The organism is Nocardiopsis changdeensis (genome assembly GCF_018316655.1).
Lineage (GTDB): Bacteria > Actinomycetota > Actinomycetes > Streptosporangiales > Streptosporangiaceae > Nocardiopsis > Nocardiopsis changdeensis.
In genome coordinates this window covers 2876199-2896450 of record NZ_CP074133.1, presented here as the reverse complement: position 1 = coordinate 2896450, position 20252 = coordinate 2876199, and the positions used below count along the sequence as shown (strand labels likewise).

Genomic DNA, 20252 nt, shown 5'->3' with positions numbered 1-20252 from the left:
GGGCGGGGTCAGATGACGCCGGTCTGCACGTCGCCCGGCTCGGCGGCGCGGACCCGGTCGGCGAGTGCGGCGAGGGTGGGGACGGCCAGGAAGTCGCGGGTGGAGACCTCCCCGGCCGTCTCCCGGCGCAGGGTGGTGATCATGCGGATGGCCAGGAGGCTGCTGCCGCCCAGGGCGAAGAAGTTGGCCTCCCGGTCCCGGACCGGAACGCCGAGCACCTCCTCCCACAGGCGGGCGATCCGCTTCTCGGTGTGGTCGGCGGGCGGTGCGCCCGGGGCCGGGGCGTCGCGTTCGGCCAGGGCCGCCAGCGCGGCGGCGTCGACCTTGCCGTTGGGCGTGAGCGGGATGTCGTCCAGGACGCGGAGGGTGCCGGGGACCGCGTGGGCGGGCAGCCACCGGGCCAGGTGGGCGGTGAGGTCGCCGTGGGAGGGTGTGCGGCCCTCGGCGACCACGAAGGCGGTGAGCCTCCGGGAGACGCGGTCCCCCACCGCCACCACGGCCGCCCGGCGCACCGCCGGGTGGTCCTCGAGCGCGGCCTCGACCTCGCCGGGTTCGAGCCGGTGGCCGCCGACCTTGACCTGGCGGTCGGTGCGGCCCAGGAACTCCAGCAGGCCCTCGGAGCGGTACCGGCCCAGGTCGCCGGTGCGGTACCACCGCTCTCCGCCGGCGGTGACGAACCGGGCGGCGGTGCGCTCGGGGTCGCCCCGGTACCCGCGGGCCACCCCGGCGCCGCCGATCCACAGCTCCCCCGGCACCCAGTCGGGGCAGTCGCGGCCGTGGGGGTCCACGACCCGGTAGCGCTGGTTGCGCAGCGGGGTGCCGTAGGGGACCGAGGGCCAGCCCCGGGGGGCGTGCCCGCCGTCGAAGGCGTTGGACCAGATGGACGCCTCGGTGGCGCCGCCCAGGGCGACCAGGTGGGTGCGGCCGCCGTTGGCGGTGCGCAGCCGCCGGGACAGGTCGGTGCCGACCCAGTCGCCGGAGACCAGGGCCAGGCGCAGGGAGCGGGGAGGGCCGGCGTCCTCGGCCGCCAGGAGCAGCATGTCCAGCAGTGCGGGCACGGTGTTCCACACCGTCACCCGGTGCTCGGCGCACAGCTCCAGCCACCGCCGGGCGTCCCTGCGCTCCTCCTCCTGCGGGACGACCAGGGCCCCGCCCGCGCCGAGCAGTCCGAACACGTCGTAGACCGAGAGGTCGAAGTCGAGGGCCGACAGGGCCAGGACCCGGTCGCCGGGGCCGACGCGGTAGCGGTCGTTGATCTCCGCGACGGTGTTCAGGGCCGCCCCGTGGGTGATCTCCACCCCCTTGGGGTCGCCAGTGGACCCCGAGGTGAAGACGACGTAGGCGGTCGCCCCCGGCGCGGTGGGCAGGGGGGCGTCCAGCGGGGCGGCCCCCACCAGGTCGGCGACCTCCACGGAGTGCTCCGCGGCCTCGTCGCTCCCGATCGTCAGGACCGTGCGCGCGGCGGCGTGCACGCGTGCGCGGCGCAGCGGGGGCTGCCCCGTGCCGACGGGCACGTACGCGGCGCCGGCCGCCAGCACCCCCAGCACTGCGCAGACCTGGTCGGCGCCCTTGGGCAGGTGGACGCCGACGGCGTCCCCGGGGCGCACGCCGCGCGCGCGGAGCCCGGCCCCGATCCGCAGGGCGCGCTCGGCGGTCTCGGCGTGGGTGAGGACGCCGTCGGCGGTGATGAGGGCGGGGTCGCCGGCCCGGTCGCGGGCGCCGGAGAAGAAGGCGTCGTGGAGCGCTCCCCGGGGGCGGGGGCCGGCGGTGTCGTTCATGGAGGCCCGGACCCGGGCCTGGGCGGTGGGCAGCGGGTCGGCCACCAGCTCCGGCCAGGCCCGCGCCCCGCCGCGGGCCAGGCCGCGGAGCAGGTCCAGGTAGGCGGCGAACATGCCGTCCAGGACGCCGGGGCGGAACAGCTCCTCCACCGCGTCCCAGTACACGTCGAGGCCGCCCTCGCGTTCGAGGACCTGGTTGTCCAGGTGGACCTGCGGGGACTGGGACAGCCCCCGGACCCGGGCGGGGAACCGCGGCGACAGGTCCAGGGAGACGCCGTCCCCCACGCCCACGGAGCCGGTGAACACCACGGGCACCCCGGCCTGGGCGGTGCCGTCGCGGCGGGTCAGCTCCCGCAGGACCTCCTCGGCGGAGACCTCGCGGTGGTCCAGGTCCCGCCCCAGCCTGCGCTGGAGCGCGCGGGCGGCGGCCAGCGGGTCCTGGCCCGGTTCGCGCTGGTAGGAGGTCAGGGCCAGGGAGGTGAAGTCGCCCAGGACCCGGTCGATGTGGGGGTGCGCGTCGCGCCGGTCGAACAGGGTGAGGGTGAGGCTGAGGGCGGTCCGGCCGCTCCAGGCGGAGAGGACCTCGCCGTAGCAGGCCAGGAGCAGGGTCGAGGGGGTGATCCCCGAGGACCGGGCCAGTCCGGCCAGCGCACGCCACTCGGCGGGTGACAGGTGGTCGGCGCGGCGGGTGAACCGGGGCCGACGGATCCGCGCGGGGTCGGCGGCCAGGGGCAGGTCCGGGGCGGGGGGCAGGTCGCGCACCCGCTCCCGCCAGTAGTCGCGGGCCCGCTCCCGCCGCGCCGGGTCGTCGGGGACGCCGGTGACGTAGTCGCGGAAGGTGACGTCCACCGGTTCCAGGGCCGCGTCGGGGTCGCGGTACAGCAGGTCCAGCTCGGTGTAGAGGGTCATGATGCTGAGGGCGTCCAGGACGAGGTAGTCCAGGCCGACGCCCAGGCGCACCCGCTCGGCCCCGTCCCGGGTGTAGCGCAGCGCGCGGATGTCGAACAGCGGCCAGCGGGCGGGGTCCAGGACCCGGTGGGACATGGTCTCGAAGAAGGCGTCGAGCGCGGGGCCCGGGTCGCCCGGCCCGGCCTCCTCCACCGGGATGCGCACCGGGGAGACCTCGGGCAGGACTCGCTGGTCGCCGTCCTCGCCGAACACGGCGCGGAGCATGTCGTGGCGGGCGACGAGCCGGTCCAGCGCGCGTTCCAGGCGCTCCAGGTCCACGTCGGCGCCGTCGAACTCGGTGTAGTGGTAGGTGCCCACACCGCCCAGGGTGAACGCGGGGTCGCGGCCGGTGAGGTAGGCCCGCTGCACCCCGGTCGGGGGGAAGGGCTCGTACCGGGAGGCGGGGTCGTGCCCGATGGCCGGCCGCCGGTCCGCCTCCCCCTTCTCCGGCAGGGAGGCGGCGAAGTCGGACAGGACCGGGTGGACGAACAGGTCGGTGACGCCCGCGGCGGCGTAGCCGCGCGCCCGCAGCTCCGCCACCAGCCGGGTGGCGAGCAGGGAGTCGCCGCCCAGGGCGAAGAAGGAAGAGGTGCGGGACACGGACTCCACGCCCAGCAGGTCGGACCACAGTCCGGCCACCTCGCGCTCGCGCTCCCCCCGGGGCGGGGCGCCCGGTCCCGGGGGGCCGGCGACGCGGTCGCGCAGCAGGCGCGCCAGCGCGGCGCGGTCGGGTTTGCCGTTGGGGGTGAGCGGGATCTCCGGGACGGCCTCCAGGACGGCGGGGACCATGGTCGCGGGCAGCAGGGCCCGCAGGTGACCGTCGAGGTCCGCGGGGCCGTCGCCCGCGCCGGTCCCGAGGGCGGGGACGACGGCGGCGGCGAGCACGGGGGCCGGGCCGGGCAGGACGAGGGCGACGGCGGCCGCGACCCCGGGGTGCGCGGTCAGGGCGGCCTCTACCTCTCCGGTCTCGATGCGCACCCCGTTGACCTTGACCTGGTGGTCCAGGCGGCCGAGGAACTCCAGGGACCCGTCGGGCAGGTGGCGGGCGCCGTCGCCGGTGCGGTACCAGCGCCGCCCGTCGGCGTGCACGAACCGGTCGGCGGTGGTGGCCGGGGCGCCCCGGTAGCCGCGGGCCAGTCCGGCTCCCCCCACCCAGAGCTCGCCGGGCACCAGGTCGGGGCGGTCGCGCCCCTGGGTGTCGACGACCCGGCAGTGCACGCCGGGCAGCGGGCGGCCCCACGGGACGTGGCTCCAGGAGGGGTCGGGCTCGCCGACCTCCAGCAGGGTGGAGTGGACGGCGGCCTCGGTCATCCCGCCCAGCGCCAGGAAGCGGCTCCCCGGGGCGACCGCGCGCAGCCGCCCGGGCAGGTCGGTGCCGACGCGGTCGCCGCCGAGCAGGACCGCGCGCAGCGGCGGGGCCGCCGCCAGGCCGGACTCGACGGCGGTCAGCAGCATGTCGAGCAGGGTGGGCACGCAGTTGAGGAGGGTGACCCCGGCGCGCTCGGCCGCGTCCGCCCACCCGGCGGCGTCGCGGCGGTCGCCGGAGTCCACCAGGACGGCGGCTCCCCCCGCCGACAGCGGGGCGAAGAGGTCGAAGACGGACATGTCGAAGTCGATCTCGGCGAGGGCCAGGGTGCGGTCGCCGGGCCCGGTGTCGAGGAGGGCGTTGAGGACGTCGACGGTGTGCGCGGCGGCCCGGTGGGGCACCTCCACGCCCTTGGGGGCGCCGGTCGACCCCGAGGTGAAGAGCACGTAGGCGGGGGCGTCGGGTGCCGTCGGCCGGAGCCCGGCGACCGGGCCGGACAGGGCCTGGGCGAGGGTGAGCGCAGGCGGGTCGGCGTCGGCGAGGACGGCCGGGTCGTCCGAGAGCAGCAGCGCGGGGGCGCCCCGCTCCAGGATCGCGCGCCTGCGGGCGGGGGGCTGGTGGCCGCCCACCGGCAGGTAGGCGCAGCCCGCGGCGAGGATCCCCAGCAGCGCGGCGACCTGGTCGGCGCCCCGGGGCAGGCACAGGGCGACGGCCTCCCCCGCCGGGGCGGTGTCGGCGACCGCTCCAGCGATGCGCAGGGCGCGCTCGGCCAGCTCCCCGTAGGTGGTCTCCTTCCCATCGGGGGCGACGAGGGCCACGGCACCGGGCGCGGTGCGGGCGTGTTCGAAGAACCGCTCGTGGAGGGTGCGCGGCGCGGGGGCGGGCAGATCGGCGGCCGGGACGGCGCGGGTGCCGTCGAGCGCGGCGGGGACGCGCGGCCGGAAGGGGCGCGTCCACGCCCCGGGATCGTCGATGAGGGATTCCACCAGGTCGCGGTAGGCGTCGAAGGCCGCCTCGGCGGTGCCGGGGGCGAACGCGTGCTCCCGCAGGTCCCAGTTGAGCAGCAGGCCGCCGTCCAGCTCGGTGACCTGGGCGTCCAGCCACACCTGGGGGCCCTGGGAGATGATGTGAACGGGGGTGCCGAAAGTGTTCTGGACGGCCTCGCCGAACAGCGGTCCCAGGCCGATCGCGCTGGTGTAGACGACGGGCATCGGCGTCATCGCGCCGCCGTCGAGGCGGGCCAGGTCGCGCAGCACCTCCACACCGCCGTAGGCGCCGTGGTCCACCGCGGCGTGCAGGTCGTGCCGGACGGTGCGGGCCCGGTCGGCGAAGGGCACCGCCTCGGAGGTGTCGACGGACAGCAGCACCGAGCCGCTGAAGTCGCCGATCAGCCGGTCCACGTCGGGGTGCAGCGGCGCCCGGTCGAAGAGCGGCAGGTTGAGGGTGAAGGCGGGCGAGGCGCTCCAGGCGCCGAGCACCTCGGCGAAGGCGGCGGCCAGGGCCGCCGCCGGGGTGACCCCGGCGGCGCGGGCCCGGTCGGACAGCGCCCGGGTGCGCTCCGGGGTGAGCCGGTGGTGCAGGCGGGTGGACCTGGCCAGGGGGGAGCCGGCGGGGGTGGGCCGGGAGGCGTCGGCCACCGCGGGGAGCCCGGGTGCCGGGGGCAGGTCGCGCAGGCGTTCGTGCCACCAGGCCCGGGCCCGGTCGACGGCACCGGTGTCGCGGGCGCGGCGGTCGGCCAGGTAGCGGGCGAAGTCGTAGTCCAGCGGGGGCAGGTCGCGGCCCTCGTAGGCGGCCAGGAGGTCGTCGAGCAGGACGCGCAGGCTGAGCGCGTCGGCCACGATCATGTCCAGGTCCACGTGCAGGCGGGTGCGGCCGTCCGGCAGCAGCGACAGCGCGACGTCCAGGACGTGCCCGGCGGCCACGTCCATGCGCCGGTGGGTGTTCTCCTCCCGCAGGCGGTCGAGGGTGCGCTCGATCTCGTCGGGGGCGGCCGCGCGCAGGTCGTGGACGGTGGGACCGGTCCCCGCCCCGGCGGGGGCGATGCGCTGGAGACCGTCGCCGTCGAACCGGGCGCGGAGCATGGGGTGGCGGTCGACGACGGCGTCCAGCGCGGCGGCGAGCCGGCCAGGGTCGACGCCGCGGCCGTCGAACTCGGTGTAGAAGTGCGCGGCGACGCCGCCCAGGGGCTGCTCGTCCCCGCGGCCGACCCAGTAGGCGTGCTGCATGGTCGCCATCGGGAAGGGGGTGCCATCGGCGGCGGGGGCCGCCGGGGCCGGGGCGGGGGCCGCGTCCGCGGTGGGCTCCGCCCGCTCCAGCAGGGCGGTCCAGGCGCTCACCGTCGGCGCGGTGGCCAGGTCCTCGAAGGTGACGTCGCGCCCCTCCTCGCGCCACCGCCCGACGAGGCGGATGAGGCCCAGGGAGTCGAGCCCGTGGTCGAAGAGGTCGTCGGTGTCGGTGAAGCCGTCCGTCCCCAGGATCCGCGCCACCTGATCCCGCACGATCACACAGGCCTCCTCAGCACCGCGGTGTGACACGACACCCCACCCCTCCATGGCCGTTCTCGACACGATCGACAATAATGAAAACCGTTTTCATTGTCGATATGTCCCTGTATAGCACCTTCGGTCGCCTCGAGTCGACCCCCGAACCCCACGAGCCAAGGGAGACCACATGACGCAGGACTGGCCGCGCCCGTCCGAGGAGGAGATCCGCTCCTACCGCGAACAGGGCTTTCGCGAGGACCGGACGCTGTCGCGGCTGCTGAGGGAGCGGGCCGCCGCCCGTCCGGGGGCCACCGCCCTCGTCTCACGGTCCGGACGGCTCACCTACGCCGAACTCGACGCCCGGGTGGACCGGCTCGCCCTCGGCCTGGCCGGGCTGCCGATCCACCCGGGCGAACGCGTCCTGGTGCGCCTGCCCAACCGCGAGGAGTACGTCCTCACCCTGTTCGCCCTGCTGCGCATCGGCGCGGTCCCGGTCCTGGCCCTGCCCTCCCTGGGCCCCGCTGAGGTGGAGTCGCTGGCCCGGACCGCCGACGCGTGCGCGCTCGTGGTCGCCGACCGGCACGGCCGCTCCGACCCGCGCGCCGAGGCCGCCCGCATGGCCGAGCGGCTGCCCGGGCTGCGCCACGTCCTCGTCGCGGGCGATCCCGGCGACGTCCCCGCCCGCTCCCTGGAGTCCCTGCTCGCACCGCGGGCCGCCCCCCTGGACGAGGCCGCCGACCCCGAGGACCTGGCCCTGCTCCTGCTGTCCGGGGGGACCACGGGCACCCCCAAGCTGATCCCCCGCACCCACGCCGACTACGGCTACAACGCCCGCGCCTCCGCCGAGGCGTGCGGGGTGGACTCCGGCACCGTCTACCTGGCGGTCCTGCCGGCGGCGCACAACTTCACCATGGTCTCCCCGGGCATCGTGGGCGTGCTGGGCGCCGGGGGCACCGTGGTCCTGTGCCCCGACCCCAGTCCCACGACGGCCTTCGGCCTCATCGAACGCGAGGGCGTCACCCTCACCTCGCTCGTGCCCGCCCTCGTGCCCTCCTGGCTGGACGAGGCCCGCCGCACCCGCGCCGACCTGTCCTCGCTGCGGGTGCTCCAGGTCGGCGGCTCCCGCCTGGACGACGCCACCGCCCGCAGGATCGGCCCGGAGCTGGGGTGCCACCTCCAGCAGGTGTTCGGCATGGCCGAGGGCCTGAACAACTACACCCCCCTGGACGCCCCGGACGACGTCGTGTGCGGCACCCAGGGCAGGCCGCTCTCCCCCGCCGACGAGGTCCTCGTCGTGGACGAGGACGGCGCCACGGTCCCCGACGGCGCCCCCGGCGAACTGCTCACCCGCGGCCCCTACACCCTGCGCGGCTACTACCGGGCACGCGAGCTCGACGCGCTGCGCTTCACCCCGGACGGCTTCTACCGCACCGGCGACCTGGTCACCCGGACCCCCGCCGGGGACCTGGTGGTGGTGGGCCGGGTCAAGGACCAGGTCAACCGGGCCGGCGAGAAGATCGCCGCGGTCGAGGTGGAGGAGCACCTGCTCGCCGTGCCCGGCGTCCGGGCGGCCGCGGTCGTGGGGCTGCCCGACCCCCACCTCGGGGAGCGCTCGGTGGCGTTCCTCGTCACGGAGGGCCCTGTGCCCTCCCGGGAGGAGGTGCGCGCGGCGATGCTGGGGCGCGGGGCGGCCCCGTTCAAGGTCCCCGACGAGGTGCGCGGCATCGGCGCGCTGCCCCTCACCGGGGTCGGCAAGGTCGACAAGAAGCGGCTGCGCGCGCACGGGGGCGCGTGACCTCCGGGGCGGGCGGCGCGGGCCGCCCGCCCCGGGCGCGCTCAGGCGGCCAGCGCGGCCAGGACCTGCTTCGCGGTCACCACGCCGGCGCACCGGCGTGCCGCGTAGGACAGGGCCATCGCGTGGTCGTCGGCGGAGAAGTCGGCGACCGCGTCGGCCGCGATGAACGTCCGGATGTCGCGCATGAAGGCGTCGCAGGCGGTCATCAGCACCCCGATGTGGGCGTACACGCCGCAGACGACGAGCTGGTCCCGGCCCGACCTGCGGAGCAGCCCCTCCAGGTCCGTGCGGACGAAGGCGCTGTACCGCCACTTCGTGAGGTGCAGGTCCCCCCGCTCCGCGTCGAAGGGGACCACGAGGCCGGTGTGCGCCGGGTCGTCGCGCAACCCCTCGCCCCACAGGTCCCGCAGCAGGCCCCGGTCGTCCGGTCTCTGCGCGCCGGGCTGGGCGGTGTAGACCCGGGGGACCCCGCGTTCCACGCAGGCCTCGCGGAGCAGGGCGATGTTGGAGAGCAGCTCGGGCACCGGCTCGGCGCCCTCGTCGAACGCGCCGAGGAAGTACCGCTGCATGTCGTGGACCAGCAGGACGCACCGGTCGGGGTCGAGCGCCCAGTCCATCCGGGGCTCGGGCAGGTCGGACTCGGCGGGCATCGGGTAGGAGGTGATGGCGGGCAGGGACACGGCTTTCTCCGGCCTCTCGTCTTCGGTCACGGGGGCGGTGTCAGGAGCCGAGTCCGGCTCCGCCGTCCACGCGCAGGTCGTGCATGGTGATGTGGGAGGCCTCGGGCGAGCAGAGGAAGGCGACGGCGTCGGCGACGTCCTCCGGCCGGGCCGGCCGCCCCAGGGGGATCCCCACCCGGAACTGCCCGGGCACGCCGGCCACCGCGGGGTGGGTCCCCTCCCAGCCGCCCCAGCGGGCGCTGCTCATCTCGGTGTCGGTCGCCCCGGGGGACACCGCGTTGCACCGGACCCCGTGCGGGGCCAGCTCCAGGCCGAGGCAGCGGGTGAAGTGGGCGGCCGCCGCCTTGGAGGCCGCGTACGCGGCCATGCCCGTGCGGGGCACCGTCCCGGCGTCCGATCCGACCGTGACGATCGCGCCCCGGCCGCGCGGCGCCATCCTCCGGGCGGCGGCGCGGCAGACGTGGAAGGCGCCCAGGGCGTTGACGTCGAAGACCGCCCGCCAGTCCTGCGAGGAGAACTCCGTGACGGGGCCCCAGCGCAGGATCCCGGCGACGTTGACGAGGACGTCCAGGGGCCCCTGGTCGCGTTCGACCGCGTCCACGAGGGCGTCGACGGCGGCCTCGTCGGTGACGTCGACCGCGTGGCCGGTGACGGGGAGACCGGAGCGGGAGAGCCCGGCGGCGAGCCTGCGGGCGGTGGGGCCGGCCACGTCCGCGGCGGCCACCCGGTGCCCCGCCCCGGCGAGGCGGCGGACCACGGCGCTCCCGATGCCGCCGGCCGCCCCGGTCACGAGGGCCGAGGGTTCACGCGCAGTCAGGGCACACCCCCGCGAACTCCAGCGAGTAGGCGAGCCCGGTGAAACCGGTCAGCCGCTCGACCCGGGTGAGCACCGTGCGCAGCTCCCGCGCGTGCGGGACCTCCTGCGCGCGCCCGCAGACGCGGCAGAGCAGGTGGTGGTGGGAGGACGTGGCGCACCGGCGGTAGAGGCGCTCGCCGTCCTCGGAGTGGATGGTGTCGACCTCGCCCTCCCTCGCCAGCCGGTGCAGGGTCCGGTACACGGTGGACAGGCTGGGCGGGCGCTGCGGGCCGCCGCGGGCGTCCGCGATCAGGGCGTGGACCTCCTGGCAGCTGCGGAACCGGTCGCCCCGCCGCAGCGCGGCCAGGACCTCGCCGTCGTACCTGGACCCCGCACCCATGTCACCGGGCCCCCGGCCGGGCGGAGCGCCGGGACCGGCCGGCGGCGCGGGCGGGGCGCGGGTCGGGGGACGGGGGGCTGTTCACATGTGCTCCTCGGGGGCGGGGGTCCGGTCACCGCTCCTCGACGGGACGGATCGGGCGGGTGCGGGGAGGCGGACGGCCGACGGACCGGACCGGGATCTCGAGGAGTGGACAGCGGCCGCCCGCCCATGACAGGTTATGATAACCGTTTTCATTTTGGCAAGACGGGATCCGCCCGCACCGGACCCCCGACCCCCGGGCGGCGTACGCCGGCGGGGCTCCCGTCTCTCCGCGACCCGTGGGAGAAGCACCCGTGACCGACTACGACGACCCCTACCGGATCTCCGGCCGCTACCTGGACATCATGATCCGCACCTGGTGGGACCACCACGCACAGACCGTCGCCGCGGCCCTGCGCGAACTGCCCCCCGGCTCCGGGCCCGTCGTGGACGCGGGCGCGGGCGGCGGACAGGGCACCCGCCTCATCGCCCGCACCCTGCCCGCGACCCCCGTCCTGGCCGTGGAACCCTCCCCCGTCCTGGCCGCGGTCCTGCTCTCCCGCGTCGCCGACGACCCCGGCCTGCGGGAGCGGGTCACCGTGGACACCGACGACCTGCTCGCCGCCCACCTGCCCGAACGCATCGGCGGCATGGTCATGGCCAACCTCATCGGCCACTTCGGCCCCCACGAACGCGACCGCCTCTGGGAGGACCTGGCCCCGCGCCTGGCACCGGGCGCCTTCGTCCTGCTCAACCTGCCCGCACCCACCGAACCCCGGCCGGTGGAACAATCCCCGATGAGCGAGGTGCGCGTGGGCGAACGCGCCTACGTCGGCTGGGCACGCGCCGAACCCGCCGGCCCCGAACGCCTCACCTGGCACATGACCTACCAGACCCGCCACGGCGACCGCGTCCTGTCCTCCGACGAGGTCCACTACGACTGGTGGACCGTCTCCGAGACCGCCCTGCGCGCCGAGACCGCACCCCACGGCCTGACCGCCACCCCCCACGGCCCCGCCGAAGCCGGCCTGTACAAGATCCTGCGGCAGGGCTGAAGCTCATGCGGGCGGCGACGGCCCCGGTGGGCGGCGGTCCACCGCCGTCCCGCCCCCCGGTCCCCCTCCGGAAAGCCCGGCCGGGGCTGCCGGGAACGCGGCTTCCGGAACGGGCTTCGGAGAGTAAACTCCTGGGACCCCAGGTATCGCTGTGCTCCCGCGTACCGGACCCGCAGGCGTCCCCTTTCTCTCCAGCCCGGGAGTGGCGTTGACGGTCGAGATCTCCGTACTCGGCGACATCCAGACGCGGATCGACGGGCGCGCCGTCGACCTGGGACACGGGCGGCGGCAGTCCGTGTTCGTCGGACTGCTGGCCGATGTCAACCGCACGGTCCCGGTGGACCGGCTCATCGACCGGGTCTGGGGGCACGTGCCGCCCGACGGGGCGCGGTCCTCGCTCTACAGCTACGTCTCCCGGCTGCGCACCGCCCTGTCCGCGGCCGGGGACGACGCGGCGGTCGGCCGCCGCCCGGGCGGCTACGTCCTCTCCCTGAGCCGGGACGCCCTCGACACCGTCGACCTGCACCGCTTCCGCCGGCTCGCCGCCCGGGCGCGGGACGCCCCGACCGAGCACGCCTCCCTGCCCCTCCTGGAGGAGGCGCTCGCCCTGTGGCGGGCCGACGCCTTCGGCACCCTGGACGGCCCCTGGGTCAACGAGTTCCGGGAGAGCCTGCGATTGGAGCGCCTGCGGGCGGAACTGGACCGCAACGAGCTGCTGCTGCGCCAGGGCAGGCAGGCCGAACGCCTCGGCGACCTGCTCTCCCTGGCCCGGGCGCACCCGCTCGACGAACGGCTGATCGGCCAGCTCATGCTCGCGCTGTACCGGGAGGGGCGGGCCGCGCAGGCGCTGGAGCACTACGACCGCATCCGCGGCGCGCTGTCCGAAGAACTGGGCGCCGACCCCGGGGCCGAACTCCGGGACCTCCACCTGAAGATCCTCAACACCGACCCGGCACTGGACGCCCCGTCCCCGGCGGCGGCCCTCTCCGCCGTCCGTTCGTCCTCTGCGGTGGAGCCCCCTCCCGTCCCCCTGCCGAGCCAGCTCCCCGCGCCGCCGCCGCTGCTGGCGGGCCGCGGCAGGGAACTCGCCGCGCTCGACACCGCCCGGACACCGGGCGCGGCACCGGTCACCGTGATCTCCGGCCTCGGAGGCGTCGGCAAGACCTCGCTGGCCCTGCGGTGGGCGCACGACAACCTCGACCGGTTCCCCGACGGCCAGCTCTACGTGAACCTGCACGGCTCCTCCCCCAGCACCTCCGCCACCGGGCCGGAGTCCGCGGTCCACGACTTCCTCATCGCCCTCGGAATGGACAAGAAGGCCATCCCCGACAGCACCGAGGCACAGGTCGGCCTGTACCGCAGCCTCCTGGCCGGCAAGCGGATGCTGATCCTGCTCGACAACGCACGCGACGCCGAGCAGGTGCGCCCCCTGATCCCCGGCTCCCCCTCGTGCATCGTCCTGGTCACCAGCCGCAACCGGCTCAGCGGCCTGGTCGCCACCGAGGGGGCCCGCTCCGTCGGGCTGGGCCCGCTCACCCCGGCCGAAGCCCGTCGGCTGCTCGCCGCCCGGATCGGAGAGCGCCGTACGGCGGCGGAACCCGAGGCCGTGGAGTCCATCATCTCCGGCTGCGGACGTTTCCCCCTGGCCCTGGCCGTCGCCGCGGCCCGCGCCGCGGGCGACGCGCACCTGCCGCTCGCCGAACTCGCCTCCGAACTGCGGGAGGCGGAGACTCGGCTGGACGCCCTGGACACCGGCGATCTGAACACCTCCCTGCGCGGTGTCCTGGACACCTCCCACCGGGCGCTGCCCGGCGCGGCGGCACGCCTGCTCGGCCTGCTCAGCCTGCTCCCGGGACAGGACATCGGGCTGACCGCCGTCGCGGCGCTGTCCGGGCACACGCCCTCGCGCACCCGGACCCTGCTGCGCACCCTGGAGGCGGCCCACCTCGTCCAACAGCCGGTGCCCGGGCGCTACGATCTGCACGACCTCGTCCGCCTGCACGGCGGGGAGAGGGCCGAGGAGGACCTGTCGGAGGAGGACCGCAGCGAGGCACTGCGGTCGTTGGTGGACTTCCACGTCCACACCGCGGCCACCGCGAACCACCTCTTGGGCCCGCATGAGATCCCCTCGTCCGTCGCGGAGAGGGAGCCGTCCGGCGGACACCCCCTCGCGCTCCGGCTGGCGAGCGATGGCGAGGCCATGGAATGGTTCACCACGGAACGCTCCCGGCTCCTCGCGGTGATCCGGCTCGCCTCGGACCTGGGCCTGCACCGCCAGGCCTGGCGGTTGTGCTGGGACGCGCACCTGTACTTCCGACGCACCGGCCGTGTCGAGGACTTCATCGGGCTCAGCCGCACCGGCCTCGACGCCGCTTCCCGGCTGGACGACGGAAGCGCCCCGTCGCTGAAGGCCCTGATGCAGAGGACCCTGGCCTCCACCATGCTCATGGCCGGCCGGCCCGGTGAGGAGCCCCTCCGGCTCCTCGCGGACTCCCTCGGCCATTTCGAGGACATCGGCGACCTGCTCAACCAGGGGCACACGCACCAGGTGCTCCTGCTGGCCGCGCTCCTCGACGGGGACAGGGAGGCGTCGCTGGAGCACGGGGAGAAGTCCCTGGAGCTGTATCGGAGTGTCGGCAACACGCTGTGGGTGTGCGGAGCCCTCAACAACCTGGGCTGGGTCCTGGCTGCCTCGTTCGGCGAGTACGAACGCGCCCTCGCATGCTGCCGGGAGTCGCTGGAGGGATCGCGGGCACTCGGCTACAGAGCGGGTGAGGCGGCCTCCCTGGACAGCCTCGGCAACATCGCCGTGCTGTCCGGCCGCCACTCCGAGGCCATCGAGCACTACCACCAGGCGATCCGGGTCTACCGGGCCCTGAAGGACGCCTTCGAGGAGGCGAACACGCTCAGCGGTATCGCCGAGGCCCACCACGCCCTCGGCGAGACGGAGGCCGCCCGCGGGGCCTGGCTGCGGGCCCTGGACCTCTACCGCATCCAGCACCGGACGGAACAGGTGCGGGAGACCGAGGAGAGGCTCCGCGCCTCGTCCTGACCCCTCGGTGACGCGCCGGGCGGGCGCGGGAGGGTGCGGCCACCGCGATCGCCCCGGCCCGGGACGAGGCGCCTCCGAGACCGGACCGCACCGGCTCCTGCGGCAGGGCCCGGCCGCGTCCGCCGCAGGGCGTTGACCAGGGGAAGCGCGCCCGTCCGGAGGGTGACGGACCGATGAAACGCAAGTAAAGTTGCAGAGATTCCTATCTCTGCAATTAAAGTTGCTGTAGCGTGACGGCCATGACCTTCCCCGAGCGTGTGAACGAGTACCGCGACCGACTGACCAGGTCCGACCGCGTGCTCCTCGACGAGATCCTCGCCCACCCGGCGGAGGCTCCGTTCTGGCGCGGCGGCGACGTCGCCCGGCGCGCCGGGGTCCACGCGGCCGCCGCCACCCGCCTGGCGCAGCGACTGGGCTACCAGGGGTACCCGGAGCTGCGGGACGACCTGCGCAAGGACCGCGAGGACCGCCTCAACGGGGCCGGGGACCGCTTCCGGGAGGAGCTCCGCGAGCCGGGGCTCGTCCTGGACACGCTCCTGGCCACGGAGCTGGAATCGCTGTCCGCGGTCGTCAGGCACGTGGACCAGTCGCAGATCGACGGCGTCGCCGACCTCCTGGCCGGCGCCCGGACGGTCTACCTCTTCGCCCGGGGCAACGCGGCCGTCCTGGCCGAACTCCTCGACGGCCGCCTGCGCCGGTTCGGGATGCGGTCGGTCAACCTCACCGGGCCCGGCCGCGAGGTCGCCGAACGCCTCCTCGCGATGTCGGAGTCCGACGCCGTCGTCTCCTTCGCCTTCCGCCGCGCCCCGCGCAACCTCACCGACCTGTACGCCCACGCGACCGCCGTCGGCGCCCGCTCCGTGCTCGTCACGGACACCCTGCACACCCTCGACCCCGCCCCGACCACCGTGCTGTCCGCCCCGCGCGGGCACCAGGAGGGCTTCTCCTCCCTCAGCGTCCCGATGCTGATCGCGAACGCCATCGTGCTCACCATCGCCCGGCGGCACCCGGACGCCGTCCTGCCCGCACTCGACCGCCTGGACGGCCTGCTCGCGGACTTCGACTGACCGCACGGTCCGAAGCCCCGGCACGGCGGCAGCGCCGTCCCCCACCCCTCCACCAGCGCGCCCGCCGACACCGAGGAACCGTCATGCGCTTGTCAGGAATGCTCTCCGCCCCCGTCGCCCTCTCCCTCGCCGCGGCCCTCACCGCCTGCGGCGGCGGCACCCCCCAGACCCCCGCCGCCGACGCGGCCGCCGAACCCCACGAACTCGACGACGCCACCCACGAGGAGCTCGTGGAACTGGCCACGGAGGAGGGGTCGGTCACCGTCTACTCCTTCACCTCCCGCATCGCCTCCGTGGAGGAGGCGTTCGAGGCGCAGTACCCCGGGATCGACCTGATCGGCCACGACATCGCCTCCTCCGAGCAGATCACCCGGCTGCGGTCGGAGTCGCAGGCCGGGTCCCCCTCCGCGGACGTCGCCTACATCTCCGACGCGCCGGTGGTCGTCACCGAGCTCGTCGCGGGCGGCATCCTGCGGAACTACGTCCCGCCGCGCCTGGCCGAGACCGTCCCCCAGGAGTACCGGGAGCCGCTGCTGGCCAACCGGCTCTCGACCAAGATCCTCATGTACAACGAGGAGGCCCACCCCGACGGCAGCCCGGTCCGGAACCTGTGGCAGCTCACCGAGGAGGAGTGGAACGGCAGGGTCGTCATGGTCGACCCCTCCGTTCGCGGCGACTACCTGGACCTCATGGCGGAGATCGTCCACCGGTCCGACGAGATGGCCCAGGCGCACCGGGAGCACTTCGGGACCGAGGTCGTCCTCGACGAGGGCGTCGAGAACGCCGGGCAGCAGTTCATCAAGGACCTGTACGCCAACGGGCTGGTCCTGGTCGACGACACCGACAACGTCAACCAGGCGGTGGGCGCCACCGGCCAGGACGACCCGCCGGTCGGCATCACCTCGTACTCCGACCGCCGGGACAACGAGGAGGAGGGCTGGGCCCTCCAGGCGTCCCTGGGCACCGTCCCGTCGCCGGGCATCACCTTCCCCGCCTACATCGGCATGGTGAACGGCGCCCGGAACCCGGCCGCCGCGCGGCTGGTCGCGGACTTCCTCATGGGCGACGGCTCCGAGACCGGCGGCCCCGCCTACGAGCCGTTCTACGTCCCCGGCGACTACCCCGTGCGCACCGACATGGCCGAGCCCGCGGACGCGGCCCCCCTGGAGGAGCTGGGCGCCTGGGACATCGTCCCGGAGGAGACCGCGCAGATCCGCGACGGCGTGGCCGACTTCCTGCTCACCCTGTGAGCCACCCGCCAGCGCAGCGACGAAAGGACGCCATGCCGACGGCACCCTCCCCCCGGCGCACCGCGGCCGGCCGCGCGGCGGCCCGCGCCCGGTCCGCCCTCACCCGGCCCACCGCGGTGCTGGGGGCCTGCACACTGCTCGTCCTGGCCGTCCTCGTGGTGGCGCCGCTCGCCGGGCTGGTCAACACGACCCTCACCCAGGACGGGCGCGGGGCGTGGACCGACGTCTTCGCCAGCCCGATGTCGGAGAACCTCCTGTGGCGGCCGATGGGCAACTCGATCCTCGTGGGCGCGGCCACCGCCGTCGGCTCCACGGTGATCGGCGGATTCCTCGCCTGGGTGGTCGTGATGACCCGCATCCCCGGGCGGGGCGTCCTCGGCCTGCTGGCGACGATCCCGTTCGCGCTGCCGAGCTTCGCCCTGGCGCTGGCCTGGGAGTCGGTGTTCCGCAACGACCTGATCGGCGGCTCCGCCGGCATCCTGACGAACCTCGGGGTCGCCGTCCCGGACTGGCTGGCCTGGGGGCCCGTGCCGGTCGCGGCGACCCTGACGGCCCACTACTTCTCCCTGTCGTTCATGCTCATCGCCGCCGCCCTGGCGAGCGTCAACGGGGACCTGATGGAGGCCGCCGAGCTGACGGGGGCCTCCACCCTGCGCGTGGCCCGCGACATCGCCCTGCCCGTCGTGGCCCCGGCGATGGTGTCCGGCGCGCTGCTGGCCTTCGCCGAGGGGGTCTCCAACTTCGTCACCCCGGCGCTCCTGGGGCTGCCGGTCCGGTTCCACACGCTCTCGACCCGGCTGTACGGGGCGATCTCCACCGGCGACGTCGTGCGCGGCTACGTGCTGTCGATCGTGCTCATCCTCGTGGCCGCGATGATCATGTACGCCTCGACGCGCCTCACCGGGGGCCGGCGGAGCTTCGCGACGATCACCGGCAAGGGCGGCCGCCGCCGCAGCGTCGACCTCGGTCCGTGGACCCGGCCGACGGCCGCGCTCGCCTGGCTGGTGGTCGTGTGCACCACCGTCGTCCCCGGCGCGGTGCTCGTGCTGAGCTCCCTGACCCGGCGCACCAACGACTTCGCCTCCGGGTTCACCCTCCACTACTGGATCGGTGCCTCCGACCCGGCGTTCGCGCAGGGGCTGCCGGGGATCCTCGGCAACCCGCAGATCCTCCAGGCGACCTGGAACACGGTGCTCCTGGGGGTGTGCGTGGCGGTCGGCGCCGGCGTCCTGGGGCTGCTCGTCTCCTACGCCGTCACCCGTTCCGGCGGCACCGGATGGCTGCCCCCGACCCTGGGCGTCGTCTCCTTCGTGCCGTTCCTCATCCCCGGCATCGCGCTCGGGGCGGCGTTCATCGCGCAGTTCGGGGCGCCCATCGGGCCGTTCCCGAGCCTGTACGGGACCTTCGCGATCCTGGTGCTGGCCGGGATCGCCGCGACGATCCCCTTCGCGGTGCGGTCGGGCACCTCGGCGCTGAGCCAGGTGTCCCGGGACGTGGAGGAGGCGGCGGTGATGGCCGGGGCCGGCCTGTTCCGCCGGATCGGCGCCGTCATCGCGCCGCTGACCGCCCGCGGCCTGTTCACCGGCGGGGTGCTGGTGTTCGTCCAGATGGTGCGCGACCTGTCCCTGGTCGTGCTGCTGGCGACCCCGGCGATGCCGGTCCTGGCCGTCCTGACCTACCAGTACTCCTCGGAGAACTTCACCCAGCTCGCCAACGCGGTCACCGTCGTCATCGCGGTGATCTCGGTCGGGGCGACCGTCCTCGCCCGGCGCCTCGAAGGCGCCGCCCAACCCTGGAACCCGAACCCATGACCTCCACGACGGACCACCGACGGGCGGAAAGGACCGGCATGAGACCCGGAGCACCCGCTGCCTCCCTGACCATCACCGACCTGCGCAAGGACTTCGGCGGCACCGCGGCCGTCGACGGCATCTCGATCGACGTCCCCGCGGGCTCCTTCCTCGTCCTGCTCGGCCCCTCCGGGTGCGGGAAGACGACGACCCTGCGGATGCTCGCGGGGCTGGAGGACCCCACCGGGGGCGAGATCCGGTTCGGCGACCGCGTCATCGCCCGGGGCGGCGGCCCGGCCGTGGCCCCCAGCGAGCGCGAGGCCGGGCTGGTCTTCCAGTCGTACGCGCTGTGGCCGCACAAGACGGTGCGGCAGAACGTCGAATGGCCGCTGGTCGTGGCCAAGTGGCCGCGGGCCGACCGGCGGGCCCGCGCCGAGCGGGTGCTGTCGATGCTGGCGATCACCGACCTCGCCGACCGCTACCCGGGGGAGATCAGCGGCGGCCAGCAGCAGCGGGTCGCGATCGCCCGCATGATCGCGCCGCAGCCCCGGGTCCTGCTCTTCGACGAGCCGCTGTCCAACCTCGACGCGCGGCTGCGGGTCGAGACCCGGGGGGAGCTGATGCGCATCCACCGCTCCACCGGCGCGACGAGCGTCTACGTCACCCACGACCAGGTGGAGGCGATGACCATGGCCACGCACATCGCGCTCATGAGGGACGGCCGCGTCGAGCAGTTCGGCACGCCGCGGGAACTGCTGGAGGCGCCGCGCACGCCGTTCGCCGCGACGTTCGTGGGCACTCCCCCGGCCAACATCATCGGATGCCGGGTGGAGGGCGGGCGGCTGCGGGCGTACGGCGTCGACTGCGGGCCCGCCCCCGACGGCGTCACGGGCGGGGCCGTGCAGGCCATGTACCGGGCGGGCTCGCTCGCGCCGGCCGCCGAGCCGGGGCCCGGGTGCCTGCCGGCGACGTTCGCCGACCAGGTGCCGATGGCCGACCGGTGGGTACTGGGCGCGGACCTCGACGACGGGACCCGGCTGCACCTCTCCCGGGACACCCCGGTGGACCTGCGGCCCGGCGACCGGCTCGGGGTGCGCCTGCCCGAGAGGGCGGACGCGTACTTCGACGCCGCGGACGGGCGCCCGGCGGCCGGGGCCGCCCGGTGATGCGGCTGGTCCTGGTCCGCCACGGCGAGACCGAGTGGAACGAGGAACGGCGTCTCCAGGGGCAGCAGGACATCGGGCTGTCCGCCACCGGGCGGCGACAGGTCGCCGCGCTGGCGGAGACGGTCGGGTACCTGGCGCCGGGGTACGTCGTCACCTCGGGGCTGCGCCGCACGCGCGAGACCGCCGAGGTGCTGGGCGTCCGCCCGGACGCGTGCGACCCCCGGCTGAACGAGGCGTACCTGGCCGGCTGGGAGGGGCGGTACTCGGCGGAGATCAAGGAGGAGGGCGGCGGCGTGTACGCCGCGTGGCGCGCGGGCCGCTACCACCCGCCCGGGGCCGAGAGCTTCGGCGCGCTCACCGAGCGGGTGGTCGCGGGGATCGACGCCGCCGTGCGCGACGCCGCGGCCCGGGGACACGAGCTGTTCATGGCGGTCACCCACGGCGGACCGGCCCGGGCCCTGCTCACGGCCGCCGTCGGACTCGACCCGGCCCGCACGGTACCGAGCCATCCGGCCAGCCTCAGCATCGTGGACGTCGACCCCGGGGCGGCCTCCCTCACCGAGCCGGGGGCGGCCAGGCTGCGGCTGTTCAACTACGCCCCGGCCCTGTCCCCGCTGGACCCGCCGGACTGACGCCGCGCCGGGCCCCGGGAAAACCCGTGGACG

General features: G+C 75.4%; 12 protein-coding genes. 8 read left to right on the top strand and 4 right to left on the bottom strand.

Annotated elements, in window-relative coordinates:
* Nucleotides 1–8 precede the first annotated feature (8 nt).
* Nucleotides 9–6536: a non-ribosomal peptide synthetase gene (locus tag KGD84_RS12985; protein WP_255646504.1), complete on the bottom strand. Its 6528-nt coding sequence runs from the start codon at nt 6534–6536 to the stop codon at nt 9–11.
* A gap of 166 nt (nt 6537–6702) precedes the next feature.
* Here KGD84_RS12985 and KGD84_RS12980 point away from each other — a divergent pair, with 166 nt between their 5' ends.
* On the top strand, nt 6703–8310 hold the full coding sequence (locus KGD84_RS12980; protein ID WP_220560569.1) for a (2,3-dihydroxybenzoyl)adenylate synthase: 1608 nt from the start codon (nt 6703–6705) through the stop codon (nt 8308–8310).
* A gap of 41 nt (nt 8311–8351) precedes the next feature.
* Here the strand turns inward: KGD84_RS12980 and KGD84_RS12975 are convergent, their stop codons facing one another.
* From KGD84_RS12975 to KGD84_RS12965, 3 genes are read right to left on the bottom strand one after another with little or no spacing between them, the layout of a single operon-like run.
* The gene (locus KGD84_RS12975) at nt 8352–8990 is read right to left on the bottom strand and encodes an isochorismatase family protein (RefSeq protein WP_277615510.1); all 639 of its coding nucleotides are present in this window, start codon (nt 8988–8990) and stop codon (nt 8352–8354) included.
* A 40-nt stretch (nt 8991–9030) separates the two neighbouring features.
* Complete coding sequence (locus tag KGD84_RS12970; RefSeq protein WP_255646503.1) at nt 9031–9780, bottom strand: 2,3-dihydro-2,3-dihydroxybenzoate dehydrogenase; 750 nt, start codon at nt 9778–9780, stop codon at nt 9031–9033.
* A gap of 13 nt (nt 9781–9793) precedes the next feature.
* Nucleotides 9794–10186: a Fur family transcriptional regulator gene (locus KGD84_RS12965; protein ID WP_220560568.1), complete on the bottom strand. Its 393-nt coding sequence runs from the start codon at nt 10184–10186 to the stop codon at nt 9794–9796.
* 335 nt (nt 10187–10521) lie between these two features.
* Here KGD84_RS12965 and KGD84_RS12960 point away from each other — a divergent pair, with 335 nt between their 5' ends.
* The 7 genes from KGD84_RS12960 (at nt 10522) to KGD84_RS12930 (ending at nt 20219) form a co-directional block, all read left to right on the top strand.
* Nucleotides 10522–11262, top strand: coding sequence for a class I SAM-dependent methyltransferase (locus KGD84_RS12960; RefSeq protein WP_220560566.1), 741 nt, complete (start codon nt 10522–10524; stop codon nt 11260–11262).
* Between the two features lie 208 nt (nt 11263–11470).
* Nucleotides 11471–14314: an AfsR/SARP family transcriptional regulator gene (locus tag KGD84_RS12955; RefSeq protein WP_220560564.1), complete on the top strand. Its 2844-nt coding sequence runs from the start codon at nt 11471–11473 to the stop codon at nt 14312–14314.
* A gap of 239 nt (nt 14315–14553) precedes the next feature.
* Nucleotides 14554–15381 (top strand): MurR/RpiR family transcriptional regulator, encoded by an 828-nt coding sequence (locus KGD84_RS12950; RefSeq protein WP_220560562.1) that lies wholly within the window; start codon nt 14554–14556, stop codon nt 15379–15381.
* A gap of 83 nt (nt 15382–15464) precedes the next feature.
* The gene (locus KGD84_RS12945; RefSeq protein WP_220560561.1) at nt 15465–16631 is read left to right on the top strand and encodes an ABC transporter substrate-binding protein; all 1167 of its coding nucleotides are present in this window, start codon (nt 15465–15467) and stop codon (nt 16629–16631) included.
* A 32-nt stretch (nt 16632–16663) separates the two neighbouring features.
* Nucleotides 16664–18442: an ABC transporter permease gene (locus KGD84_RS12940; protein WP_220560560.1), complete on the top strand. Its 1779-nt coding sequence runs from the start codon at nt 16664–16666 to the stop codon at nt 18440–18442.
* Between the two features lie 38 nt (nt 18443–18480).
* Entirely contained in the window at nt 18481–19587 is a 1107-nt protein-coding gene (locus tag KGD84_RS12935) for an ABC transporter ATP-binding protein (protein WP_255646502.1), read from the top strand.
* Nucleotides 19587–20219, top strand: a complete 633-nt coding sequence (locus tag KGD84_RS12930; protein ID WP_255647227.1) for a histidine phosphatase family protein — start codon at nt 19587–19589, stop codon at nt 20217–20219. The genes KGD84_RS12935 and KGD84_RS12930 overlap by 1 nt, the downstream gene beginning before the upstream one ends.
* The last annotated feature ends 33 nt before the right edge of the window (nt 20220–20252 follow it).